Genomic DNA, 24,130 nt, shown 5'->3' with positions numbered 1-24,130 from the left:
TCCCTGGGCACACTCAAATACTGGAGGCCACCTCGTAGGCGTCCCAGATCGCGTACATGATGTTGGCGGGCTTGCGGGCGTCCCCGATGATGTTGAACGGCAATCCGGTCGCCTCGACGGCGCCACGCAGGTCCTGCTCAGGCAGATAGCCGATGGCGGCGACGACCGAGTCGGCGGGCAGTTCCTTCTCGTGGCCGTTGACCTCGACCATGAGCCCCTTCGGCGTGGTGTGCAGGGCCTTGGCATTAGCCATCACCTCGATCCCATGGAAGGGAACCAGGCGACGCAGCATGTCCTCATTGGCAGCGCACAGCGGGGCATTTCGGGTGAGAATGTCGGGTTCGGCCTCGACGATCGTCACTTCGGCCTCGGCTTCCCGCATCGCCAGAGCCAGCTCGCAACCCGTCAGGCCGCCGCCGATGATGACGATCCTCTTGCCCAGTGAGTCACGATGGAGCAGGGCGTCGGTGGCGTCGACGACCGTGGTGTCATCACCCAGATCGAGTCGACGTGGCGTTGACCCGGTGGCCAGGATGATGTGATCGGCCCCGAAGGACGCGATGAGGTCGGCGGTTGCCGGGGTGTTGAGACGGATCTCCACACCCAGCTCCTCCAGGGTCGTTCGGTACCAGTCGAGCAGGGCCAGGTCGTCCTCCTTGAAGGAGGGTTGGCCACCAGCGAGTACGACACCGCCGATGTGGTCGCTGGCCTCGACGATGACGGCCTCGTGTCCGCGTTCGCTGAGGACTCGCGCTGCCTCCATGCCCGCCAGACCAGCACCGATGATGAGCACCCTCTTGGCGCGGTGCGGCAACACCGGATGCAGATGGGTGTCGGCCTCGCGTCCGGTCTCCGGGTTCACCGAGCAGTTCAGCACGGTGTACTTGCCGATACGACCGATGCAGCCCTCCTGGCAGGAGATGCAGGGACGTACCCGTTCCGAATGGTCGGTCTGCAACTTGATGACGATGTCCGGGTCAGCCAGGGTTGGTCGGGCCAAGGACACCATGTCGACGATCCCGTCGGAGACCGCATTGGCGGCAAGGTCAGGATCGTCCATCCGTCCTGCGACGATGAGCGGGATGTCCGGCAGAGCCTCCTTGAGCTCGGAGGCATAGGGCAGGTAGAGCCCCTTCGCCTGGTACATCGGCGGATGGTTCCAGAACCAGGCGTCGTAACAGCCGACGTCGATGTCGAGGGCTTCGTATCCATAGGAGTGCAGCAGGCGAGCGGCCTCGATGCCCTCAGGCATGTCACGACCGACTTCCTCGAACTCCTCGTCGGGAAGGGCACCGACGTTCCAGTCCTTCATCATGGACTTCGGCGAGAAGCGGATCTGGACCGGGAAGTCGTCCCCGACCGCCTCGTGGATGGTCTCGACGATCTCGCGCGGGAACCGCAGGCGGTTCTCCAGCGATCCGCCGTATTCGTCGGTGCGGTGGTTGAACCTCTCGATGGCGAACTGGTCAATGAGGTAGCCCTCATGGCAGGCATGCACCTGGATCCCGTCGAAGCCAGCTTCATCGGCAACCTTCGCGGCGATCCGGAACTGGGCGACGATCTGGTGGATCTCGTCCTTGGTGATCTCGCGGCAGGTAACCCTCGGATTCCACATGTAGGGGATTTCAGACGGGGCTGCCGGCTTCTCACCGGGACGCAGCACGACAGGCATGATGACTCGTCCGAACCCGGCACCGACCTGCAGGACGATGCGGGAGTCATGGGCGTGAACCCGTTCCGTCATCTCCCGTGACGTCCGCAGGAAGCAGGCAGGAGACAGCGTCGGATTGGGCAGCGTGCCGCTGGGCAGGTGTTCGATCGGGTTCGTCACCTGACAGACGCCGGTGATGATGAGGCCGATACCGCCGGCAGCTCGCCGGACGTAGTAGTCGATTCCTCGTTGGTTCCAGCCGCCCTCAGCGGTGGACATGCCTAGTGGGCCCATCGGGCCCATGGCGTAGCGGTTCTTGACGTGGATGGAGCCGATGGTCGTCGGCTCGAACAGAATTCGATGGATCTCGCTCACAACAACCTCCCCTCGGCCGGCGTCATCGATGACGCACTGAATTGGATGCCGTGTGCATCTCTATTGTATTCGCTGGACGCGAACGCGGTGGCTGAATCCGTTCAGACGCTGCGTTGGGGGCTATGGGTCAGGTCGTGTGAGCCGACGGCTCACACGTCACCCCAGGTCATTGGTGGAGAAGGTGTCGCACTTGGCCGGGTCGCCGGTGTCGAAGCCGCGCTGGGCCCAGTGAACTCGCATCCCCGACGAGCCGTGGGTCCACTTGTCGGGTTGCACGCCGCCACTGTACTGACGCTGGATGTGGTCATCGCCGACGGCTCGAGCAGCCTCGACGACCTTGGCCAGGTCGTCACGGGTGACATTGTCGATGATGTCGTCCTCGTTCTCCGAGGTCCACTTGAGATAGGTGCCGGCATAGCAGTCGGCCTGCAATTCGAGGCGTACTGACGCCGACTTCGGGCCGGTCTGGTTACCCGATGCGTGAGCCTCGGACAATGTCCCCAGCAGGTCCTGGGCGTGATGACCGTATTCGTGGGCCATGATGTAGGCCTCGGCAGCGGTGGAGGACTGAGTACCAAGCTGCTGCAGCAGGGTGCCGAGGAAGTTCGTGTCGAGGTAGACCATTTTGTCCGGCGGGCAGTAGAAAGGCCCAGTCTGGGCGTCGGCGTGACCACACCCGGTGCGCGCCGAACGGCTGAATGGGGTCGTCTTGGCCTTGGCGTAGCCCTCGATCTGGGTTTCCCAGTACTGGTTGATGCTGGTGGCGTAGGCCGCCCAGCGGCAGTTGGGGTCCCTCTTGACGTCGGCTCCGGTACGGCAGCGCGACACCGCGGTCGTCGAGTTGGCCGGGACGGTTTGTGATTGATCGTTCTGACCGAGCAGATCGCCAGGATTGACGCCCAGCAAAACCGCAATGAGAAGGACGACGACCCCGGCACCTCCTCCGATGGCGACACGCCCACCGCCGCCACCGCCACCGGGGGAGCCGATGGAACCGGGATCAATACCTGCGTCGTCCTTGAAATCCATGACGCCCCGTCTCAGACGGCGAACCAGCAGATGACGCCAGCGATGACCAGCGCGGCTGGAATGATGATGGCCAACAGGTGCCACCACCGTTTCTCCAACCAGATCTGCGTCAGGACGCCAATGATGAGGCCAAGAACGCCCAGGGCAACCACCGAACACCAGTAGGTGACGGGCTCACCACGCTGGCACACGTCGGCGGCCTGGTCGCAGAGGGACCACCACGCGAGATATCCGAAAATCCCCAATCCAAGCACGGCGACGACAACACCGCAGATGACGAGAATCAGGTATCGGCGCCATGAACGGGCGACGTCTTCAAGGTCGTCGTCATCCTCTGGTGCTGCTCGGCGTGGCGTACTCATGCCTGACATTCTGTCAAGATGTGGGGCATGATGTCTCCTTTCGCGCGGGGAAATGAACCCAATGTCGCCCGGAAAGACCCTGGAAAAGGCATTGTCACCCTTCATCACGATCACGCCACGCGGATGGACGCCACTACCCTCTACGAATGCCTGTGGCTGCGCAGCGCCGTGTTCAACGGGGAGCAACAGTGCACTGAGCCGGACCTGGACGGACGAGAACTCGAACCCACCACGGTCCTGGTGTGGGCCGCGGTCGATGGGCATCCGGTTGGAACCCTTCGCATCCTTGACGACGACCACATCGTCATCGGACGAGTCGTCGTCGACGACAACCACCGCGGCCTCCACATTGGCCGGCGCATGATGGATCTGGCCCTTGAACTTGCGCGCGCCGTCGACAAGGAGATCACCTTGCACGCTCAGTCGTACTTGGAGAACTGGTACGGCGATTTCGGTTTCGTCGTCACCGGGCCGCACTTCGACGAGGCAGGTATCGATCACGTCCCCATGACCTTGGGACGCTGATTCATCCAGGCTCTCCATTTGGTCCAAGTCGTCAGGACGGGGGAAGATGGGCCGGTGCTGCAGGTCAAGGATGTGGAGGTGCGGGTCGGAGCCAGGCTCCTGCTCAACCCAGTGAGTTTCCAGGTCACCGCTGGGGACAAGATCGGTTTGGTGGGTCGAAACGGTGCCGGCAAGACGACCCTGACCCGCATCCTGGCGGGTGAGGGGCTACCCGCCGCAGGTTCGGTGAGACGTACCGGGGAACTCGGCTACCTGCCTCAGGACCCCCGCGATCCTGACATGGAGACCATTGCCCGAGCACGAATCCTCTCGGCCCGTGGCCTGGACCACATGCTCGAACGGATGCGTACCCTGGAGCACCAGATGGCCAACGGCTCCGACGAGGAGCGGGCGGTCGCGATGGACAAGTACTCCAAGGCGGAGGACCGTCTCATCGCCGCTGGCGGTTACGGAGCCTCTGCCGAGGCTGCTCGGATCGCGTCGAACCTGGGACTTGACGATCGCGTGCTGTCCCAGCCACTCAAGAACCTTTCCGGTGGTCAGCGTCGTCGAGTCGAGCTGGCGCGCATCCTGTTCTCCGGGGCAGACACCCTCCTCCTGGACGAGCCGACCAACCACCTGGACGCCGACTCCATCGTCTGGCTGCGCAGCTTTCTGCAGTCCTACTCGGGCGGGGTCCTCATGATCTCCCACGACACCGGTCTGGTGGAGGCCACCGTCAACAAGGTCTTCCACCTCGACGCCAACCGCGCCACCCTCGACATCTACTCCTTGGGGTGGAAGCTCTATCTGGAGCAGCGAGCTGCTGACGAGAAGCGTCGTCACAAGGAGAGGATCAACGCCGAGCGCAAGGCTGCTGCCCTGCAGGTCCAGGCTGACAAGCTGCATGCCAAGGCGACGAAGGCCGTTGCCGCCCAGCAGATGGCCCGGCGCGCCGAGAAGCTGCTTGCCGGGGTAGAGGGAGAGAGAGCTGTCGACAAGGTGGCCGCCATCCGCTTCCCCGACCCGGCCCCCTGTGGCAAGACGCCTCTGACGGCCCGCAACCTCACCAAGACCTACGGTTCCCTGGAGGTCTTCACCGGGGTGGACCTGGCCATTGACCGGGGTTCCCAGGTCGTCGTCCTCGGGCTCAACGGTGCCGGAAAGACAACCCTGCTTCGGATCCTGGCAGGCAAGGAGACCCCCGACACCGGCGAGGTCATCGCCGGGCATGGCCTCAAACTGGGCTATTTTGCTCAGGAGCACGACCTGCTGGACATGGATCGCACTGTGCTGGAGAACATGGCCAGCGCAGCAGCTGATCTCGACGAGACCGAGATGCGCAAGGTGCTGGGCTCCTTCCTCTTCACTGGCGACGACGTCCACAAACCGGCCGGGGTGCTCTCCGGCGGCGAGAAGACCCGTCTTGCCCTGGCCACCCTCGTCGTCTCCTCGGCCAATGTGCTGCTGCTCGACGAGCCGACCAACAATCTTGACCCAGCCAGCCGAGAGCAGGTCCTCGACGCCATCGGCCACTTCGGTGGGGCGATCATTCTCGTCACCCACGACGAGGGAGCCGTCCATGCCCTCGACCCTGATCGGGTGCTCGTGTTGCCCGATGGCACTGAGGACATGTGGAGCGCTGACTACGCCGACCTCATCAGTCTGGCCTGATATTGCAGTCCTGACGACCATGACATGCCGTAGCATGATGGCGCACAGGACGTTGTCGAGGAGGGCTGATGGTCACACGTGCGCCCAGACTGGTTGGTGAGGCCAGGCAGGCGATGGCCGAGGAATTGGCGGGTCGGTACAACCAAGGTGCGTCGATCCGGTCGTTGGCACGCGAGTCCGGACGGTCCTACGGACTGGTGCAGAAGCTCTTGCGGGAAGCCGGGGTGGAGTTTCGTCCTCGTGGTGGTGCGGACCCGGCGTCGCCTGAGACCAAGGCCGAGCGTGAGAACGTGCAGCAGGAACAGGCAGATGATCAGCCCGACGTCGAGGCCCTCCGGCTGGCCGTCGAGACCGCAGTGGCCCGTGCGGAGAAGGCCGACCGCAAGGCACGCAAGGCTGAGAAGGCATTGCGCAAGTTGCGTCGCAAGGGAGCTGGGAAGTCCCGCCGCAAGGAGGCCAAGGCGACCCTCAACAAGCATCGTGCCAAGGCTGAGAAGGCCGACCGCAAGGTGCGCAAGGCTCGTCGTCGCCTCGACGAGGTCGAACACGCAGCAGAGCCTCGTCAGTTCTGAGGGTCGTACGCGTCGACCGTGATCAGCGCGGGACCAGGGTGGTGATCTCCACCGCTGAGGTGACTTCCACCGCATCCACATGAACGTCCTGGACGTGGTGGGCGCTGGGCCCCATCGCGACGACGTCTGAGGCCGTCGGCCCGTCGAGGCCGACGACGGTGCTAATGTCCTCATGTCCGGCAACTTCGAACTGTGATTCCAGACCGGCCACGAGTTCGTCATGCTTGTGGGGTTGAATACCGATCATCCCGGTTGTCTCGCGCAACTGGTGCAGATGCTCGGGCAGGGGAGTGACGACGACGAGGAGGCCGTCGGGACGCAGTATGCGCTTGAACTCATCGCGGTTGCGCGGCGCGAAAACGCACAACACGGCGTCCATGCACCCGGTGCGGATCGGTAGACCGGCCCAGGTGTCGGCGACGACAGCTGCCATCCGAGGATGGGTTCTCGCTGCCTTGCGAATGGCTGCTGATGAGACATCGGTGGCCAGACCGTAGGCAGTTGCGTGACCTTCGAGGACCTGTGCCAGATGATGTCCCGTTCCAGCCCCGACCTCGACGATGCTCCCGCGGTCGGCGAGGATCTCGGTGAGACGACCGTCGAGGTCGTGGAAGAGACCGGCGTCAAGTACCCGCTGACGTGACGTGACCATCGCGGGGGTGTCAGCGTTCGCTCCGGCCGGGGAGGTCATCATCGTCACATGGCCCTGTTTGGCGATGTCGAGACAATGGCCTTCCTCGCAGCGCAGGGACCTCCCATCGAGGTTCAGGGGTCTTTCGTGGCCACGGCGTTGACAGGTCGGGCACACCAGCCACGGCAGGGCCAGGGACAAGGTCGGCGTCACTTGGTGGTCGTCCTCGTCTCAGTGGTCCCGGACTCCTGGGGCGCTGCGATGGTGCCTTCGTCGTCGATGGTCGCAGTATGCGCCGAGATCCGGTTGGCCTTGGCCCGGCGCTTCTGACGATCCTTGACATCACCTCGGATGAGCACGAAGAGACCGATCACCGCGATGGCGGTGAAGCAGAACCATTGGATGGCATAGGACAGGTGCGGGCCATCATCGAGTTCTGGAAGTTCCATGGGAACCAGACCCCTCTGGGCCGGGACCATCGAGGTGGCCGTGATGTAACCGTTGACGTAGGTGATCCTCTGCGTCTTGCCGATGGCGTCGGAGTTGATGAGCCTGACCTTGCCCTGTACCGGGTCGGTGGCGGTGGGCTTGCCGTGTTCATTGCCCTTGACCCGCCCGGTAATCGTCACGGTTCCAGAAGGCGCTGGCGGCAAGGCCTGATTGTCACCGGTGGCGGAGGATCGTTTGAGGAAGCCGCGATCGATGAGAACGCGCTGACCATCCTTGGTGACGATGGGGGTGACGACCTCGGACCCTTCATCATCGCCATTGCTACGATAACGCACCTGAAGCTCGTGAGCCGTGTCGAAGGTGCCGGTGATGGTGGCCGGGCGCCACTGTTCCTGCGCGGTCACCGGGTGCTCACCCATGAGGGTCGACCACTCGACCGGTCGCTTGTTCTCGTTGGTACGGATGATCTCATTGGCCTCGCGGCGGCCCGACAGCCGGTGCAGCTGCCATTCGCCGAGGCGTACCATGACCAGGCCCAGCGCAATGACCAGGAGGGTCAGGGCCACCCATCGAACCCACAGCTTCTTCACGTCCTCGAGCCTAGTTGGTCCTGCCACGTTGGCTGCTGGCAGGCCTCAGCCGTCCGATCCGTGCCCAGGATTCAGTTCTCGTCGACTTCTCCATGGATCGTCACGGCCGGGTTCAGCTCCCCGCGAGTTTCCTCAGCGTGCTGGGAGGGCAAGGTGTCAGTGGTGCGTCGGTCCGCCGCATTGCCGAGGACGACAGCGATGGCAGGGATGACGGCAGCCCCCAGCAGGAAGGTCCACCGCCAGGGACTGGGGGTGATGACGAGCCCGATGAAGCACAAGGTTCGCACCAGCATTGACCACAGATAGCGACGCTGACGCATCTCCAGATCATCGCTGGCAGATCTCTTCGCGGACGTGATGGAGTGCCGGGAGTTATGGTGCCCCCTGTGCCACCGAACACGTGCAGCGTCACTCACCCGTCCAGCCTAAGTCTGCGACGCCAATCAGGTCGAACCGTCCGAGCTCTTGGTGGCGGCCTGCGATAGGTTCATTCCATGAGTCCAGACACCTCGGGCCGCGTTGCCCTCGTCACAGGTGGATCGCGCGGTATCGGTGCTGCGATCGCCGCAGATCTGCACGCACAGGGATACCGAGTGGCTGCCACGAGTCGCTCGGCCACCGCACCTGAGGGGGTGATGCCGGTCGCCTGCGATGTCACCGACGCAGACTCCGTCGACGCAGCATTCAGCCAGGTGGAGAAGGAGTTCGGCCCGGTCGAGGTGCTCGTCGCCAACGCAGGCATCACTCGGGACGGACTCCTCGCCCGTATGAAGGAGGAGGACTTCACCGACGTTCTCGACACCAACCTCACGGGTGCCTACCGCGTCATTCGTCGCGCTGCCAGGGCGATGACTCGCTCCCGGTTCGGACGCATCGTCCTGACCTCCTCGGTGGTCGGCCTGCTCGGTTCGCCTGGCCAGGTCAACTATGCCGCGTCGAAGGCCGGCATGGTCGGTATCGCCCGGTCCGTGACCCGCGAGCTCGGTTCCCGTGGCATCACCTGCAACCTCGTCGCTCCCGGTTTCATCTCCACCGAGATGACTGACGAACTGCCCGAGAAGGTCGTCGAGGACTACCTGGAGCGCATCCCGGCCAAGCGGTTGGGAACGGTTGACGATGTCGTCGCCGCTGTCCGGTTCCTCGTCTCCGACCCCGCCGGGTACATCTCCGGTGCCGTGATCCCCGTCGACGGCGGGCTCGGCATGGGCCACTGACACCACGTACATCCATCCCCATCGACTGGAAGGACATCACCATGGGGCTTCTTGAAGGACGCACCATCCTCGTCACCGGCGTGACGATGCACACCTCGATTGCGTTCAAGGTGGCTCAGATCGCCCAGGAGCAGGGTGCACGGGTCATCGTCTCCAACCTGCCTCGGGCGGTCGGGGTCACCCGTCGCGCAGTGCGCAAGCTCGATCCGGTGCCGGAGGTGCTGGAGCTTGACGTCACCGACGACGACCAGCTTGCCGCCCTGCCCCAGCAACTGCGCGGCCTCGGGGTGGAGAAGCTCGACGGCGTCGTCCACGCCATCGCCTTCGCCAACCCGAAGACGGCCCTGGGCGGCAAGTTCCTCGAGACCGAGTGGGAGGACGTCTCGGTGGCGGTGCACACCTCCACCTACTCCTACGTCTCCCTCATCACCGCCCTCGACGGGATGCTCGCCGAGCATGCCTCCGTCGTCGGTCTGACCTTCGACGCCACCGTTTCCTGGCCCTTCTACGACTGGATGGGAGTTGCCAAGGCTGGGCTGGAGTCGGCCAACCGTTATCTGGCCCGCTACATGGGTCCCAAGGGAGTTCGCTGCAACCTCGTCTCGGCCGGCCCGTTGGACACCATGGCCAAGACAGCCATTCCCGGCGCCGACGCCTTCAACGACCTGTGGGGAGAGCGTGCCCCGCTCGGCTGGGACACCAAGGACACCACTCCTGCCGCCAAGGGGATCGTTGCCCTGCTGTCCGACTGGTTCCCCGCCACCACCGGCGAGATGATCCACGTCGACGGAGGCATGGGTTCGACCGGAGCCTGATCAGGTCAGCGGCCACGAGGTGGCTGCTGTGATCGCTTGGGAGGCGGCGTTGCGCAACTGGCGCAGCGCCGCCTCCCGCGTGTGTGCGCTGTGGGCCGTGATCAGCTGGTGGGCAGAGGCGAGTCCGGCGTCACAGGCGGTCAACACGGTCCACGCCGAGTCGAGGAGCCTTTGGTCGGAGGGGCGGTGACCGGTCAGATGAGGGGCAATGGCCTCAGGGCGTTCCCCGGCGACCATGCCCAGATCACTGAGCCGGGATGCCGTGGCCGTCATCGCCGAACGAAGCAGGGGAGCCGCATCGGCGGGAGTTAACGGGGGCAGCGGAGCTACTGCTCGGGCGATAGTCCACTGCATGGCAGAACCGACAGGCTGGGGGATCCACGCCGTACCGGCGGGCACGGCAGCCGAGCCTTGATGACAGATGATGACAGCCCCGGCGTCGAGAGCCGCGTGGTTGACCCGAGCTGGACCGCGCAGACCGGCGAGCTGGCCGGGGGCGGGCAGTAGGAGGCCCCAGAACACCGGGGAGTCGTGGGGGGCGTGGGAGATCCGGGCCAGGGCCATCCGTATCGGGACCGAGGACAGCGGATCGTGCTCGGACAGGCCGAGGACTTCCTCAGGATCATGAACGTGGTGGGCCGCCACCATCTCCAACAGCTCCGCCTCGGCATGGGGAGCGGTCGTGCGACCGGCACACAGTTCGTTGAGCAGACAGGTGAGACGGCAGCAGATCTCGAGCACCTGCCCAGATTAGACGCCTGAGATGACATCGAAGGCCACAGTTCGCGGCGACACCACGCCAACCTCGTCGCGCCAGCCAGTGAATGTCGCCGACACAAGGTAAGTTCATACGCATGAGTGCAGTGGCGCAGTTGGCAGGCGTGGGAGTCCGACGCGGGGAGCGATGGATCCTCGACAATGTCGACCTCGACGTCGAAGAAGGCCAGCGTTGGGTGATGGTTGGCCCCAATGGGGCGGGAAAGACGACCCTTCTGCAGGTCTTGGGAGCTGAGCTTCACCCCACTGAGGGATTGGTCGAAATCCTCGATGAGATCCTCGGAGCCGTCGATGTCTTTGAGCTGCGCCCACGTATCGGCATGGCCTCCTCGGCCCTGGCACACCGCATCCCGGCCCAGGAGAAGGTCGGGAACATCGTCGTCTCGGCTGCCTGGGCTGTCGTCGGACGCTGGCGTGAAGCCTATGACGAGCAGGATGTCACCCGCGCCGATGAGTTGCTGGAGCGTATGGGTCTGGTCGGCATGGTTGATCGCACCTGGGGCACCCTCAGCGAGGGGGAGCGCAAGCGGGTCGAAATTGCCCGAGCACTCATGACTGATCCTGAGCTGCTGCTCCTGGACGAGCCCGCGGCGGGCCTCGATCTCGCCGGTCGTGAGCAGTTGGTTGACGTGCTCTCGTCCGTCTTCACCGATCCTGATGCTCCTGCCTCAGTGCTCGTCACCCATCACCTGGAGGAGATCCCGGCTGGCGTCACCCATGCCCTGATCATGGCTGACGGCCGCATCGTGGCTGCTGGGCCAGTTGAGACGACCCTGACCTCCGAGGTTCTCTCGGGTGCCTTCGGAATGCCGCTGACCGTCAGCCATGTTGATGGCCGATGGAACGCTCGCGCCGCGCACTGATATCTGACGACGGGAGAACGCCGTGATGGAGCCCTTCGAGGACTGGCCGTGGCTGGTCTGGCTGGTCGGCTCGGCGGTGCTGGCCTGCACTGAGATGCTCACCGGTGATTTCACCCTGCTCATGCTGGCTGGTGGAGCGGCTGCTGGTGCCCTCACAGCTTTCTTCCTGCCGGGGATGATTCTGGTCCAGGCGATCGTGGCCGTGGCCGTTGCCATCCTCATGCTGGCGGTGCTGCGTCCCACCCTGTTGCGACGGGTGCGAGAGGCTCCTGGATACCGTTCGTCCTTGGACAAGTTGGTTGGCTCCAACGGCGTCGCGACCAGTGAGATCACCGATGGGCACGGACAAGTCAAGGTTGACGGCGAGGAGTGGTCGGCTCGGTCGGTCGAGCCCGGCATGACAATTGCCTCAGGCGAGAAGGTTGAGGTCTTCGAAGTGGACGGGACAACCCTCGTCGTATATCCAGTTTTCAAGAGCCTCGGTCCGTGATCTGGAGATTTGCCCCTGATCTGGGATGATGTAGGCGGTGCCGGGTTGTGACCGGCACGGTCCAAGATCCCTTGCAGGAGTTTCCATGCCCCAGTTCATCGTGGTTCTGGTGATCATTGCGCTGCTCGTCGCCTTCCTGGCCTCGAGCATCAAGATCATCCACCAGCAGAAGATTGGCTTGGTCGAGCGGCTCGGAAAGTTCAACCGACGACTCACCCCCGGCCCCCACCTGGTCATCCCCATCATCGATCGCGTGCAGTACAACCTCGACATGCGTGAGCAGGTCGTCCCCTTCCCGCCGCAGGGAGTCATCACCGAGGACAACCTGATGGTGAACATCGACTCGGTCATCTACTTCCAGATCGTTGACCCCGAGCGCGCCGCTTACGAGGCCCAGTCCTACAAGACGGCCATCGAGCAGCTCACCATGACGACGCTGCGAAACATCATCGGTGGCATGGACATGGAGGCCGCTCTCACCAGCCGCGAGGAGATCAACCAGAAGCTTCGGTCGGTCCTCGATGAGGCCACCGGAAAGTGGGGTATCAAGGTCAATCGCGTGGAGTTGCGAGCTATCGAGCCGCCGCCTACCATCCGCGACGCGATGGAGAAGGGCGCGCGGGCCGAGCGTGACAAGCGGGCCGCCATTCTGTTGGCGGAAGGTCAGCGTCAGTCTCAGATCCTGTCGGCCGGTGGTGACCGGGAGTCCGCCATCTTGCGTGCCCAGGGTGATCGCGAGGCTGCCGTGCTGCGAGCCCAGGCCGACCGTCAGGCCCAGATGCTGCGGGCCGAGGGCGAGGCCCAGGCCATCACGACGGTGTTCAATGCCATCCATGCCGGTCAGCCCGACCAAGGCCTGTTGGCCTACCAGTACATGCAGATGCTGCCGACCCTGGCTCGCGGTGACTCCAACAAGGTCTGGGTCGTACCGTCCGAGCTCAATGACGCCCTCAAGGGGCTGGGATCGATGGCTGGCGGTGCACCTCAGGGGTCCGACGAGGGTGGATTCTCGGTCGCCGATCCGAGCCGGTTCACCGCGCCGGAGAAGGTTGACGTCTTCGCCGAGATCGAGGCTCAGAAGGCTGAGGAGAAGGAGGCTTCCGAGGCCACCGTCCAACAGGCCATTCAGGAAGCTGCCAAGCTGGAGAATCCGGGGCTGTCAGGCAAACGTCACAAGGAGCCGAGCCAGGTTCCTGGCGCCTCGGCCCTTGCCCAGGTTGAAGCTCAGTCCGAGTCGACTGCTGCTGATCAGGGGCGACAAGGAGTTCCTGGAGACCAGGTTGATCAACCGGCCAACACCCAGTACGTCGGTGATCAGCACTTTGGAGGGCAGCGGCCTTCACAGGATCAGTGAGGTAGTTGGGCCGGGGCCATGATGGCCTCGGCCTCTCTGCTATCAACGGACGGGGCGCCGATACGCGGCACGCTACGACGATGGGGGCCATTGACACTGTGCATGTTTTCTTGCATGATTATCGTGCAAGAAAACATGCACAGTTGTCGTATCCGTGTTGAGGAGTCCCATGTCCCCGTCTCGAACATATGTCCATCCTGACGCGTCGGAGATTCTCCTTCCGCGGGTTCTCTATGCGTTGAGTGATCCGATTCGTCTTGAGATGGTGCGCCGCCTGTCGCTGGTCGAGGAGGCAGACAGCCTTGACTTGGCGGATGATCTGCCGCGCTCAACCTTGACGTATCACACCCGTATCCTTCGGGAGAACGGGATCACCTTTACCCGCTCTCAAGGCAGGTCCTGCCTGATTTCGCTGCGCGCCCGAGACCTCAACGACCGTTTTCCGGGTTTACTCGACTCGGTCCTTGCCGGCTTGGCGGCCGACGTCTCCCGTGAGGACTCAGCCTCGTGATCGGCAGGTTGTGGCCTTATTTTGTGGGAACCGTCGCCCTCGGTCTCGATGCTTATGTCATTGCAGGCATGTTGCCCAAGATCGCATCGGATCTCGGCAGCAGTTCGGGCACGGTCGGGCTGGGTGTTGCGGCCTTCACAGCTGCCTACGCGATATCTGGGCCTGTTCTTGCAGGTGTTGCTGGCAGGCGGGCCGCTCGGTCACTCCTTCTAGCGCTGTCCCTCTTCGTAGCATCGAACATCATCTCCGCATTGGCGACGACAGTTGCAATTTTTATCGCGTCGCGGCTTCTTGCAGGTGCTGCGGCCGGTGTTTACTCTCCACTGTCGTCGGCGGTGGCCGCACACAGCGTTTCGGCTGACCGGAGGGGACGCGCGTTGTCCTTGATCCTTGCGGGTTTGGCATGCGGCACTGTGTTTGGGGTTCCGCTCGGGCTGATGGTGGCCGACTGGGCCTCGTGGAGGTGGACCTTTGGCCTCATCGTCGGGGTCGGGCTATGCGCGATGCTGGGAATAGGTCTGCTTGGTCGTGGCCGGATAGCGAATGTGGAAACCCCCTCTGCGGGTGCACGCTTTGCGACTCTCGGCAAGGCGTCAAACGTGGTTACCATGCTGGTGACTCTATGTACCGGGATCGCTTCACTGGGGCTGTACACCTATTTCATACCTCTGCTTGACGGCCTGGGCCTGAGTTCGGCCCATGTATGGCTGATATGGGTGTGGGGGATAGGTGGTGCCATAGGTGCATTGTTTGTAGGTCGTGTGGTTGACGCGGCACAACGTTCGACTGTCGTGACGGCCTTGATCACCGCATTGCTCTTACTCGCATTCCTGATACTGGCCTGGAACCCATCGGTCATCGTTGTGGCCATGAGCATTTTGTGCTGGGGGATGCTGGGGTGGGCGTCACTCGCCCCTCAGCAGCACACCCTTATGGTGGACAATCCCCATGATGGCACGACAGCCGTTGCCGCAAACGCGTCGGCAAATTATTTGGGATCGGCGATTGGATCGATGGCTGGCGCGGCCCTGGTTGACCAAGGATTCGTCGGTGAAAGCCTGGCACATGTCGCCGCAATCCCGGTCATTGTTGCGTTCCTGCTTCAGCTTGTGCGAATTCGGATGTCGACATGACGCGTCATTGTGTGGTTTCCCGCTGGCGGGCATAGCGTCCCGCCAGCACCCCGCAAGCGATGAGCTGGGCCAGGTGGAAGATCATGAGAGGCAGCACGATGAGACCGACCGGCTGTCCCGCGAACAGCACCGTCGCCATCGGTAGGCCGGTGGCCAGCGATTTCTTGGTGCCGCAAAACTGTATGGCGATGCGGTCGTCACGGTCGAAGCCGAGCCATCCGGCTCCTGCCCAGGTCAACCACAGCATGAAGAACAACAGGACCAGGCATATGAGGGTCAGGACGATCATCGATGCCGGTGACACCAAGGACCACATGTGCTCGCGCATACCTTCTGAAAATGCCGAATAGACGACGAGGATGATTGACCCCTGATCGACAAATTTGAGTGGCTTACGGTGCCTTGTGACGAAATCTGCGGTCCACCGACGTGACAGCTGGCCCAACACAAACGGCAGCAGCAATTGAATGATGACATCAAGAAAGCTTGACGCCTGAATCGTCAGCCCGCCGCTCGTCGACATCATGAGGAGGGCCAGGACGGGGGTGAGGAAGGTCCCCAAGAGATTCGATGTGGTTGCTGCAACGATGGCCCCCGCGACGTTGCCGTGGGCGATTGAGGTGAAGTTGATCGACGACTGCACCGTCGAGGGCACCAGGCAAATCCACAACATTCCGACGTACAGGGTTTTGGGTATCGCCCAAGGCACTAGGCCGTGCATTGCCAGTCCGACGAGCGGAAAGACGACGAAGGTAGAGACCAGGATCGCTCCCTGTAATTTCCAATTCTTGAGACCGTCGAGAGTTTCGCGGGGTTCCAGCCGGGCACCATAGAGGAAGAACAGGATAAAAATAAGGACAGTGACGCCGTGATCGACGACGGGTACAGCCGGCCCCGTGGCAGGAAAGATCGACCCAATGATGGCCGTCACGACGATGGCGATGACGAATCCGTCGATGGGCAGCTTGCGGCGTGGCTTGGCGGAACTCACCTGCCCACGATAGCCACCGGTAGGTTGGAGCGGTGGCAACGTTCATAGACATCGACGATCCGGCCGACTCGCGCCTGGCCGACTACGTCAGCTTGCGCGACGTCAACTTGCGAAAGTCCTTGGAGGCTGAGCATGGGCTCTTCATCGCGGAGGGGGCCAAGGTCATCCGGCGCGCTTGTGAGGCGGGGTACCCGCCCAGATCATTCCTGCTGGCTCCTCGCTGGATCGACGGTCTGCGCGATCTCTTCGACGACCTTGACGTCGAGGTCTACGTCGTCTCCGAAGCCCTGGCCGAGCAGGTGACCGGGTTCCACGTCCACCGTGGTGCTCTGGCGTCGATGTGTCGACAGACCCGCTGGAGCGCCGCCGATCTCACGGATGCTCGCCGACTGGTGGTGTGCGAGGACATCGTGGACCACACCAATGTCGGCGCGATCATCCGGTGTGTCGCAGGCATCGGGTGGGACGGTGTCCTGTTGGCCCCCCGCGCTGCCGATCCGCTCTACCGTCGAGCCATCAAGACGTCGATGGGAACCGTCTTCCAGCTGCCCTGGGCCAGGCTCGAGGACTGGTCAGGTGGTCTCGACGAGCTGCGAAACCATGGCTTCACGGTGGCGGCAATGGCCCTGAGTGACGACTCGGTCACCCTGGACGAGTTCTCCGCGGACCTGCGAGCCAACCCACGGAAGGTTGCCCTGCTCATGGGCACTGAGGGGGCGGGTCTGTCGTCCCACTGGATCAGTCAGGCCGACGTCGTGGTGCGCATCCCGATGGCCGGAGGAGTGGACTCCCTCAACGTCGCAGCAGCTGCAGCGGTGGCCTGCTACGAGTTGCGGGACGTCACGCCCTCACGAATCAGCCCTTCGGGGTGAGCGGCCAGTCGTCGGGGTAGAGATGGGCCACCTTGTCGTGCTGCTCGTCGAGCTTGCGACGTGAACGCTTGGAGAGCCGGTCCCCGAAGACGACTCCGTTGCAGTGGTCGGTCTCGTGCTGCAGACAGCGGGCGAAGAAACCGGTTCCGGTGACGGTGATGTCGTTGCCCCAGGGATCCTGGCCCGTGCAGGTGGCCAGGTCGGGGCGGGCCAGGGACTGGAATCCGCCGGGCCAAGAGAGGCAGCCTTCGTCAGCCGCCTCGAGGCGGCGATCGCGTCCCTCCGGCAGGGTGACGACCGGGTTGCAGAAGGCACCATGGTGGACGATGTTGTCGGCGTCCGGGCAGATGTAGACGAACAGAGACAGGTCAACCCCCACCTGGGTTGCGGCCAGACCCACACCGTCGGCGGCGTCCATGGTGGTGAACATGTCACGAATGAGGGTCGTCAGGTCCTCGTTGAACTCGGTGACGGGGTGGGTCTGGGCGTGGAGAACAGGCTCCCCCCACCGGGTGACCCGGCGCAGGGACCCACCTTTGAACAGATCCTCCCAACGGGGGTCGTCATTGGGGGTGTGCTTGCGCATGGCTGATCTCCTGAGGTTGATGAATGTCCGGGGGTGATTGTCTCACGAGTGGGCAGGTGCCCGTGATCACCCGATGGTTGGGCCGACGAGCACCCGCATGACCCCGGGTTGGTCGATGGTGGTCTCGACCTGCCACTCGCCGGTCTGGTCGTCGCGGCAATGAATCGCGATGTGGCCCTCTTCCGGCAGTGCGGCCCAGACTCGGGTGCCGCCCTGCGTGGTCACGGTGATGTCACGCGGATTGGCCCCGGTGCCGTCGAATTCGTCGACCAGTTCGAGTCGTCCGAACCGGCCTTCCAACACCCCGACACTTCCCACCAGACGGTTGGCGACGAAGTGTTGGCCATCCGGGGAGGACACGATTGCAGACGGCTGGGCAGGTGCTTGGGAGGGATAACCTCCCCGAGAAGGGACCTTTGACCAGCGCGATGACGGCGTCTCGGTGACGAATCGCCAATCCCGAGCCCACATGTCGTGTCCGGTGGGCCGTGACCAAGTGCTGACCGTTCCGGACAATTCTCCGGCGACGGTCAGGATCTGCTTGCGGCCGTCCTCGGTGAGGGTGAGGTGACGAGGGCCCATACCGGCAGGGGTCTTGAGAGAACCGATGATCTCAGGACCAGCCTCGCTCCAGCGCAGGAAACAGACACGGTCGGCCCCCAGGTCGGTGACGGCGAGGTGAGCGCGATCCAACCAGGTCACCTGGTGGGCGTGAGGCCCTTCCTGACGGTCAGGCAGCGGGCCGGGGAAGGCGCGGTCCTGGCCCAGATCCAGGACGTGACGAACCGTCGGCCGGGTTAGGTCCGACAGATCCACGAACTCAACCTGACCGGAGGCGTAGTCGGCGATCGCCATGAGTCGACCGGTGGGATCGACGGCACCGTGGCAGGGCGATTGGCCTTCCAGCTCGACGGTTCCGACAACCTGGAACTGGCGTCCGGGATGGACGAGCCACAGGGTGCTGTCACGTTCGCAGAGCACGGCGACCACGTTGTACAGCGGCGTCACCCAGGACGCGTCCCCGAGCTGGCAGCTGCCGACGATCTCGGTGTGGAGCCCGTCGGAATCATCGGTCAGCTGCCATGCGGTGATACCTCCGACTGAGACATCGGTGGTGCGATGGCAGGCAAGAACTGGGGTGAGGGCCATGATTGGCAGCCTACTCACGATGAGCCTTCCACAAGGCCACATGACGCAGGACGTGGGGTTGTCCACAAGCAATGACATCCAATGTCGTGTGGTTGTCCACAGGCCAGAAAGATGATGGCGGATGTCGAGGGCTCGGACGACAACTGAAGATGTGAGGAAATCTGTCTGTATCAGTGTGTTGATCATCGTCATCGGGACATGTCTGTTGGTTTTGCCTGCCCCTACGCGCAGCGTTGCGGCTCCGTCCGCGGAAGCTCTGTCGTGGCGAGCACGACCGACAGGTGATCGTGGCGTGCCGGCCGGGAGGCGTCCTCCCGTGCCCGGTCCCGTCATCAAGGGGTTCGATCCTCCGGCCAAGCCGTGGTTGCCCGGCAGCCGTGGGGTGGAGTTCTCGGCATCGCCGGGGGAGCCGGTGAGGACCGTCACCGCTGGGGTCGTCGTCTTCGCCGGACAAGTCGCCGGCACCGGGGCGGTCAGCATCATGTTGCCCGACGGACGGCGGACCACCCACATGCCGGTGGTTCCTGTCGTGGCGGTCGGTGACGTCGTCATTCCCGGTCAGGTCATTGGGCTAGTGGGCGTGGGACCACCATGTTCCCGGACTTGTCTGCACTGGGGACTCAAGAAAGGAACTGAGTATCAGAATCCGATGACCCTGTTGGACACCGAGGTACGTCTCCTGCCAATGCAGGGGCGAGCTCGGGTGGTGTCGGTCAGACGGGACCTTCGCCAGCCCTTGGAGCTTCCCGGCGCGAAACCTCGTATGAGGTCTGCCGGTACGTTGATGCCGCCATGGCTGGGAGCCGGTCGTGATGGGGTGATCCTCGTCGACGACCAGGTGGCTCGGGCCGTGACCCGAAGGGGTCACGCCCTGGGGTGAGCCTGACGAAAAGCCGTCCGTAGTCTCTCGGTGGATACGTGTGTGTAGATCTGAGTGGTGGCCAGTGATTCATGGCCCAGTATGTCTTGGACAGTTCGTAGATCAGCTCCGCCCTCCAGAAGGTGCGTCGCCATGGCGTGACGCAGTCCGTGGGGTCCCAGGTCGGGGGAATCCGGCTCGGCTCGCAGATGGGTGTGAACGATGCGTCTCACCACTCGTTGGTCGATCCGACCACCACGGGTGCCGAGGAAGAGTGCCCTTCCAGAGGTGGGGCAGACCCATTCCTGACGACGCCCCAGCCATTCGTCGACAGCGCGCAGCGCGGGCCCTCCCATCGGCACGGTGCGTTGCTTGTTTCCCTTGCCGGTCACTCGCACCGTCTGGCGAGAGCGGTCGACGTCACCCAGGTCCAGACCACACAGCTCACCGACGCGCAGGCCGCCTCCGTAGAGCACTTCCAGGATGGCGGCATCACGGGCACCCTGCGGTGACTCATCGCTGTGCGCCTCGGCAACCGCATCGTCAAGGATGTGGCGTGCCTGCTCGACGCCGAGGGTGGTCGGCAGACGTTTCGGAGCCTTGGCCGAGGACAGGGCGGTCGTCGGGTCTCCGTCGATGAGCCCCTCGTTGGATGCCCATCGGAAGAAGACCCGCGCCGCTGACCAGCGGCGCTGCATGGTGGCCGCCGTTGCGCCAGCCAGCCGGGTGTCGGCCAGCCAGGCTCGCACGCGGGCCGTATCGATGTGTCCGATCGAGTTGACACCGTGGTCGTGCACGTGCTCCATGAGGTCGGTGAGGTCAGCCCGGTAGCCACGAATGGTGTTGGGGGAGCGATGCAGGGTTGCGAGATGATCGGAGAAGTCCTCGATGGGCACCGAGAGCGCACTCGGAAGGCGCGGGGAGTCAGGGCGGGGATTCATCGATTCCCACTGTGGCCTGTCACTGTCGGGATGACGAGGTAGACACGCGGAGGTGATTGAGGATTGAGCAGATGTATGACGGTCATATTGCTCGCGATATCGGACGGTTGGAGAGAGATATCGAACAGTCGGATAGAGGCAGGAGAGCCATGACGTGACGGATCGGTACGCCGCGGCGCGGGTCGGATCAAGAATCAGCTGTGCCAGTGTGCACGGTGAGGTGTCGGAGATAGTTGGCTGGCATGTTACTCGAGTTATGGCGTGGCCTTGACGCCATATACTAATCCGGTTTAGCGTAGTGTTACTTTCACCGCTGAAAGGACCACTATGAAGCGACTACTTATTACTGGTCTGGCTGTCATCGTTGGACTCGGAGGGATTGTCGGCTGCGGGTTGACTGCGCAGGCTGACGACAGCGTCGCCCCTGTCGGGGATCGAGTGTTAGCGTCGGCTCAGCCCCGCAATGCCGGTCATCGTCTGCAAGACATCCGTACCTGGAGTCCCCAGACTGACCCATACGCCTCCTATCTGCGAGCTCAGGTTCCGCTGCAGTCGCGCATCGCCCGCGACCCTGGCACTCAGATTCGCCGCAACCTTGACGGTAAGGCCGAGGTTATGCTTATGCAGGGCGACTACGGCAACTCATTTTTCGGGAATTTCCGGGATAATGATGGATTTGCGAACAATGTCCTTAATTTCTGGCAGTACGTGGACTACTGGAGTCCTTGGCATGGCTCTGCGACAGCCCGCACTCCTGAAGCGTTGTATGATCCCGCCACCAGTGATTGGCGCACCCGCAACTTCGAGTTCGGTATTGTCGACATCCCGAATGCCGCCTACACTAACGCTGCCCATCGCAATGGTGTTAAATCCATCGGCACGATCTACTTTGACCCGGCTTTTCGTCCCGGTCTCACGTTTGCTGAGGCCTTTGATAAAGATCCGAATTCTGAGGGATACATTATTGCCGAGAAGCTGGTCGAAATGGCACGTTACTTCGGTTTCGATGGGTACTTCCTCAATGAGGAAGAAGGTAACCTTCGAGATCCTCGATTCAAGCCTTTCATGAGCTACCTGACGTCCAAAGGTCTCTACACACAGTGGTACACGAATTCTTCGGGTAGCTTCTCGACATCGAAATCCAACTTGCTTGATCATGGCAAGATCATGGATTCAGTGTTCCTAAACTACACGTGGCCAGGCTCTCAGGACCAGTCGGTTGTCGCTGCCAGGGCCAGTGGATATGATCCGCACAAATCACTCTTCTTCGGAGTCGAAGCTAATCAGGCTCGGTTCGACGGGAAACACCCGTCGGCCTCCCGGCTTCCGAGTCTCTACAAATCTGTTGAGGATCACAGTCCGAAGGCGTCGGTTGCTCTCTTTACCCCGAGCGATATGTACCAGCGGGGACTGGCGGACGATGTTAAACCCAAGAATGTCAGTAAGTCCATTCCGCTGTTCCAGCAGGATTCCTATCAATGGATGGTTTCTGAACGTGAAAGGATGTACTTTTCGGGAGTTACATCTAACCCGCAGGACACCGGGTCACACCCAGGGAATTCCCGGCCTGAGGTTGGCGTCAAGGACTCCTCATCATGGGTTGGGGTGGCCGACTTCACTCCGGCCAGGTCGGTCATTTCGGGGTCACGCTTCCACACTGATTTCAATACCGGTCACGGCATGCAGTGGTACCACGATGGCGAGGTCTCCAACTCGCGCTCATGGACCAACATGGATGCCCAGTCCATCCTGCCGAGTTGGCAGTGGTGGATTGACACCAAAGGTTCCCGACCATCGGTTGATTTCGACTACGGCCCGACCGAACAGCGTAAAAGCGTCGACGGCGTCTCGATGAAGACCCCCTACCAACAAATCGGGGGATGGAGAGGGGGCTCATCCCTCGTCGTCCACGGTGACATGAGTCGGCAAACGACATTGAAGCTGTTCAAAACTCGCCTGACGGTGGGCGGCAACACTACGATGCCACTCACTTTCCGCAAGAGTTCGGCGAGTGGAGGGGCCATGAAGGTTGCCCTCGTCTTCGCTGATCACCCCGGGCAGGTCATCAACCTCGCGGTGCCTCAGAGTGCTGCCCGTGGGCAGTGGACTACCTCCACCCTTGACCTAGGGCGGTTCGCAGGGCGAACTATCACCACCATCGGTCTTCAGTTTGACCCCTCGTCTCACTACCAGATGAACATCGGCTCGATATCGGTACGTGACGGTGCCAAGGCGCCCGAGGCTCCCAGTCGGGTAAAACTAGACAAGGTGTACGACGACGGGCAGGCCGTCTTGTCGTGGCAGACCGCACCCTTCGACGACGTCTCCGAGTATGTGGTGGACGCTACTGGATCCGATGGCAAGACTGTCCACCTGACATCGGGATATACCGATCTAGCCTATGTCAAGAAAGTTCCCGACGCTAGGGGAAGGGTGACTTTTGCGGTGCGTGCTGTCGGTCACGACGGTCAGGTCTCGAAGCCTACGAAGGCCGTCTTTGATTACTCGACCCAGCCACGTCATATCAAGGTGGCTGAATCTCCCACGGCCTCGAAACTGCTCACGGAGGCGGCCACTCCGGGCAATCTCGATGTGTCGTGGGACCCGAAGGGCCTTGCCGGGACATGCCGTATCCACGTCAGCCTCGTTGATATCGCCCCTGGCGACATTGACAATCAGCCATATGGCCTGACAGTTCCCTGCTCCACGGGGTCAGCCACGGTGCCGGTGTCTGTGCGCGAGGGATATCCCTACGACCTGACGATCAGCTCGGATAAAGACCAAGGGCTGTCGTATAGGGGGCGGACCCACGATTCGTGGGCTGCCCCGGTGACCCTCAACGACATCGTCATTGGCGAGGATCATTCCGGGTTTCACATGCGCAATCTCACCTCGCCCGACTGGTACCAGCTTGACGTGGCATGGCAGGGAATGGACGGTACGTCCTCGCTGATCACCAAGATTCGTCGTGGAGGTTCGGTGCGCGGAGGCTGGGGTGCCAGTCCTACCACTGACGATCCGACAGCTTTTCACCGTTTTCCAGCAGCCGACGGAACTCTCGTGACGACTGTCACCGATTATGCCGGGAACACAACAGTTCAGAGGTTCATGATCAAGGGTTACGGTCTAGTGATACCGACCATCAAGCCATCGTTCACAGTCAGGGGCAAGGGCACCCAGAAAGTCACGGCGGGGCATGAGATCGACCCGGTCACCATGACGGTAAGCGCAGCAGCGCCGTTGTCATGGCGGACCCGTGGGTCTTTACCCGATGGACTGTTGTGGCGTAGTGACATGTCCGGTGATGGACTGACGCCTCTCAGTGGGACGTTATCGGGCAGCCCGACAGCTACTGGAACACAGAGAATTGTCGTCGAGGCGACCGATGTGTACGGAAATAGTGCTAGCGAGGAGGTCGTCGTGGAGACCGTTGCCGCCCCATCTACGTCGTCTACGGCACCTAAGTCAACAGGCGCGTCTGGTGAGACGTCGAATACTTCAATCGTTACTGTCCCGCGCATTCCAGACACAAACCCAAACACAAACACAACAGGTACGGGTCGCTCGCCGGTCGTGACATCACATTCGCAGTGGCATGAAACCATGCGGAAGGAACGCCCCAGCATGATGCCCCACACCGGCTTCTGACGGCGGGCGCCCTGCTGTCCGCGTAGCGGCAGGGGTGATGGCGGTGTTGGATGACGGCGTCGGCGGTGTCGTCGCCCAACACCATTGGT

The 24,130-nt window shown here is 62.6% G+C and carries 23 protein-coding genes and 1 pseudogene; 13 read left to right on the top strand and 11 right to left on the bottom strand.

The annotated features are described in order from the left end of the window. Positions 1-13: 13 nt before the first annotated feature. The 3 genes from AC6I1W_RS10660 to AC6I1W_RS10650 form a co-directional block, all read right to left on the bottom strand. On the bottom strand, positions 14-2,026 hold the full coding sequence (locus AC6I1W_RS10660) for an oxidoreductase (protein ID WP_171048535.1): 2,013 nt from the start codon (positions 2,024-2,026) through the stop codon (positions 14-16). 156 nt (positions 2,027-2,182) lie between these two features. Next, positions 2,183-3,055, bottom strand: coding sequence for a KPN_02809 family neutral zinc metallopeptidase (gene ypfJ, locus AC6I1W_RS10655; protein WP_117188567.1), 873 nt, complete (start codon positions 3,053-3,055; stop codon positions 2,183-2,185). A gap of 11 nt (positions 3,056-3,066) precedes the next feature. Next, entirely contained in the window at positions 3,067-3,426 is a 360-nt protein-coding gene (locus AC6I1W_RS10650; protein WP_036975351.1) for a hypothetical protein, read from the bottom strand. Positions 3,427-3,444: 18 nt separating this feature from the next. On the opposite strand from AC6I1W_RS10650, the gene AC6I1W_RS10645 reads away from it, so the two are divergent. The 3 genes from AC6I1W_RS10645 to AC6I1W_RS10635 all read left to right on the top strand — a co-directional run bounded on the left by AC6I1W_RS10645 (position 3,445) and on the right by AC6I1W_RS10635 (position 6,167). Then, positions 3,445-3,942: a GNAT family N-acetyltransferase gene (locus AC6I1W_RS10645; RefSeq protein ID WP_179856566.1), complete on the top strand. Its 498-nt coding sequence runs from the start codon at positions 3,445-3,447 to the stop codon at positions 3,940-3,942. A gap of 54 nt (positions 3,943-3,996) precedes the next feature. Beyond that, a complete protein-coding gene (locus AC6I1W_RS10640) occupies positions 3,997-5,595 on the top strand; it encodes an ABC-F family ATP-binding cassette domain-containing protein (protein ID WP_065673455.1) in 1,599 nt (532 codons plus the stop codon). A gap of 68 nt (positions 5,596-5,663) precedes the next feature. Next, the gene (locus AC6I1W_RS10635) at positions 5,664-6,167 is read left to right on the top strand and encodes a helix-turn-helix domain-containing protein (protein WP_270236701.1); all 504 of its coding nucleotides are present in this window, start codon (positions 5,664-5,666) and stop codon (positions 6,165-6,167) included. Between the two features lie 22 nt (positions 6,168-6,189). Here AC6I1W_RS10635 and AC6I1W_RS10630 read toward each other — a convergent pair whose 3' ends face one another. The 3 genes from AC6I1W_RS10630 to AC6I1W_RS10620 all read right to left on the bottom strand — a co-directional run bounded on the left by AC6I1W_RS10630 (position 6,190) and on the right by AC6I1W_RS10620 (position 8,197). After that, positions 6,190-7,011, bottom strand: a complete 822-nt coding sequence (locus AC6I1W_RS10630; protein WP_333490129.1) for a methyltransferase domain-containing protein — start codon at positions 7,009-7,011, stop codon at positions 6,190-6,192. Next, on the bottom strand, positions 7,008-7,838 hold the full coding sequence (locus AC6I1W_RS10625) for an SURF1 family cytochrome oxidase biogenesis protein (RefSeq protein WP_270236699.1): 831 nt from the start codon (positions 7,836-7,838) through the stop codon (positions 7,008-7,010). Before AC6I1W_RS10625 ends, AC6I1W_RS10630 begins: the two co-directional genes overlap by 4 nt. A gap of 71 nt (positions 7,839-7,909) precedes the next feature. After that, positions 7,910-8,197, bottom strand: a complete 288-nt coding sequence (locus AC6I1W_RS10620; RefSeq protein ID WP_311734356.1) for a DUF3099 domain-containing protein — start codon at positions 8,195-8,197, stop codon at positions 7,910-7,912. 135 nt (positions 8,198-8,332) lie between these two features. Between AC6I1W_RS10620 and AC6I1W_RS10615 the strand changes: the two genes are divergently transcribed. Together AC6I1W_RS10615 and fabI are read left to right on the top strand one after the other, a co-directional pair. Continuing rightward, entirely contained in the window at positions 8,333-9,052 is a 720-nt protein-coding gene (locus AC6I1W_RS10615; RefSeq protein ID WP_016665764.1) for a beta-ketoacyl-ACP reductase, read from the top strand. Positions 9,053-9,093: 41 nt separating this feature from the next. Continuing rightward, positions 9,094-9,867, top strand: coding sequence for an enoyl-ACP reductase FabI (fabI, locus tag AC6I1W_RS10610; RefSeq protein WP_016665763.1), 774 nt, complete (start codon positions 9,094-9,096; stop codon positions 9,865-9,867). Here the strand turns inward: fabI and AC6I1W_RS10605 are convergent, their stop codons facing one another. Beyond that, positions 9,868-10,608 carry an Rv1486c family protein gene (locus tag AC6I1W_RS10605; RefSeq protein ID WP_069102703.1) on the bottom strand — a complete coding sequence of 247 codons (741 nt, stop codon included), beginning with the start codon at positions 10,606-10,608 and terminating at the stop codon, positions 9,868-9,870. A 113-nt stretch (positions 10,609-10,721) separates the two neighbouring features. Between AC6I1W_RS10605 and AC6I1W_RS10600 the strand changes: the two genes are divergently transcribed. The 5 genes from AC6I1W_RS10600 to AC6I1W_RS10580 all read left to right on the top strand — a co-directional run bounded on the left by AC6I1W_RS10600 (position 10,722) and on the right by AC6I1W_RS10580 (position 14,995). Continuing rightward, positions 10,722-11,507: an ABC transporter ATP-binding protein gene (locus AC6I1W_RS10600; protein ID WP_036979508.1), complete on the top strand. Its 786-nt coding sequence runs from the start codon at positions 10,722-10,724 to the stop codon at positions 11,505-11,507. A gap of 25 nt (positions 11,508-11,532) precedes the next feature. Further along, positions 11,533-11,997 (top strand): NfeD family protein, encoded by a 465-nt coding sequence (locus AC6I1W_RS10595; protein ID WP_004808721.1) that lies wholly within the window; start codon positions 11,533-11,535, stop codon positions 11,995-11,997. An 85-nt stretch (positions 11,998-12,082) separates the two neighbouring features. Next, a complete protein-coding gene (locus AC6I1W_RS10590) occupies positions 12,083-13,351 on the top strand; it encodes an SPFH domain-containing protein (RefSeq protein ID WP_004808720.1) in 1,269 nt (422 codons plus the stop codon). Between the two features lie 169 nt (positions 13,352-13,520). Continuing rightward, positions 13,521-13,862 (top strand): ArsR/SmtB family transcription factor, encoded by a 342-nt coding sequence (locus AC6I1W_RS10585; protein ID WP_065673460.1) that lies wholly within the window; start codon positions 13,521-13,523, stop codon positions 13,860-13,862. Further along, a complete protein-coding gene (locus AC6I1W_RS10580; RefSeq protein ID WP_270236695.1) occupies positions 13,859-14,995 on the top strand; it encodes an MFS transporter in 1,137 nt (378 codons plus the stop codon). The genes AC6I1W_RS10585 and AC6I1W_RS10580 overlap by 4 nt, the downstream gene beginning before the upstream one ends. A 4-nt stretch (positions 14,996-14,999) precedes the next feature. Here AC6I1W_RS10580 and AC6I1W_RS10575 read toward each other — a convergent pair whose 3' ends face one another. After that, entirely contained in the window at positions 15,000-15,986 is a 987-nt protein-coding gene (locus AC6I1W_RS10575) for a bile acid:sodium symporter family protein (protein WP_065673462.1), read from the bottom strand. A gap of 32 nt (positions 15,987-16,018) precedes the next feature. Between AC6I1W_RS10575 and AC6I1W_RS10570 the strand changes: the two genes are divergently transcribed. After that, a complete protein-coding gene (locus tag AC6I1W_RS10570) occupies positions 16,019-16,858 on the top strand; it encodes a TrmH family RNA methyltransferase (protein WP_117188561.1) in 840 nt (279 codons plus the stop codon). Here the strand turns inward: AC6I1W_RS10570 and def are convergent. Then, positions 16,842-17,444, bottom strand: coding sequence for a peptide deformylase (gene def / locus AC6I1W_RS10565; protein WP_270236693.1), 603 nt, complete (start codon positions 17,442-17,444; stop codon positions 16,842-16,844). The genes AC6I1W_RS10570 and def overlap by 17 nt on opposite strands. A 66-nt stretch (positions 17,445-17,510) precedes the next feature. Then, the gene (locus tag AC6I1W_RS10560; RefSeq protein WP_221267966.1) at positions 17,511-18,593 is read right to left on the bottom strand and encodes a lactonase family protein; all 1,083 of its coding nucleotides are present in this window, start codon (positions 18,591-18,593) and stop codon (positions 17,511-17,513) included. A 151-nt stretch (positions 18,594-18,744) separates the two neighbouring features. On the opposite strand from AC6I1W_RS10560, the pseudogene AC6I1W_RS10555 reads away from it, so the two are divergent. After that, positions 18,745-19,496: pseudogene (locus tag AC6I1W_RS10555) on the top strand (peptidoglycan DD-metalloendopeptidase family protein). Here AC6I1W_RS10555 and AC6I1W_RS10550 read toward each other — a convergent pair. Next, positions 19,458-20,393, bottom strand: coding sequence for a tyrosine recombinase XerC (locus AC6I1W_RS10550; RefSeq protein WP_065673465.1), 936 nt, complete (start codon positions 20,391-20,393; stop codon positions 19,458-19,460). The pseudogene AC6I1W_RS10555 and the gene AC6I1W_RS10550 sit on opposite strands and share 39 nt — an antisense overlap. A 327-nt stretch (positions 20,394-20,720) precedes the next feature. On the opposite strand from AC6I1W_RS10550, the gene AC6I1W_RS10545 reads away from it, so the two are divergent. Further along, entirely contained in the window at positions 20,721-24,041 is a 3,321-nt protein-coding gene (locus tag AC6I1W_RS10545) for an endo-beta-N-acetylglucosaminidase (protein WP_065673466.1), read from the top strand. Positions 24,042-24,130: the final 89 nt, after the last annotated feature.

The organism is Cutibacterium sp. KB22876 (assembly GCF_059728865.1).
Note: the sequence above shows the minus strand (reverse complement) of the source record. Positions and strands in the feature narration are given on the sequence as shown.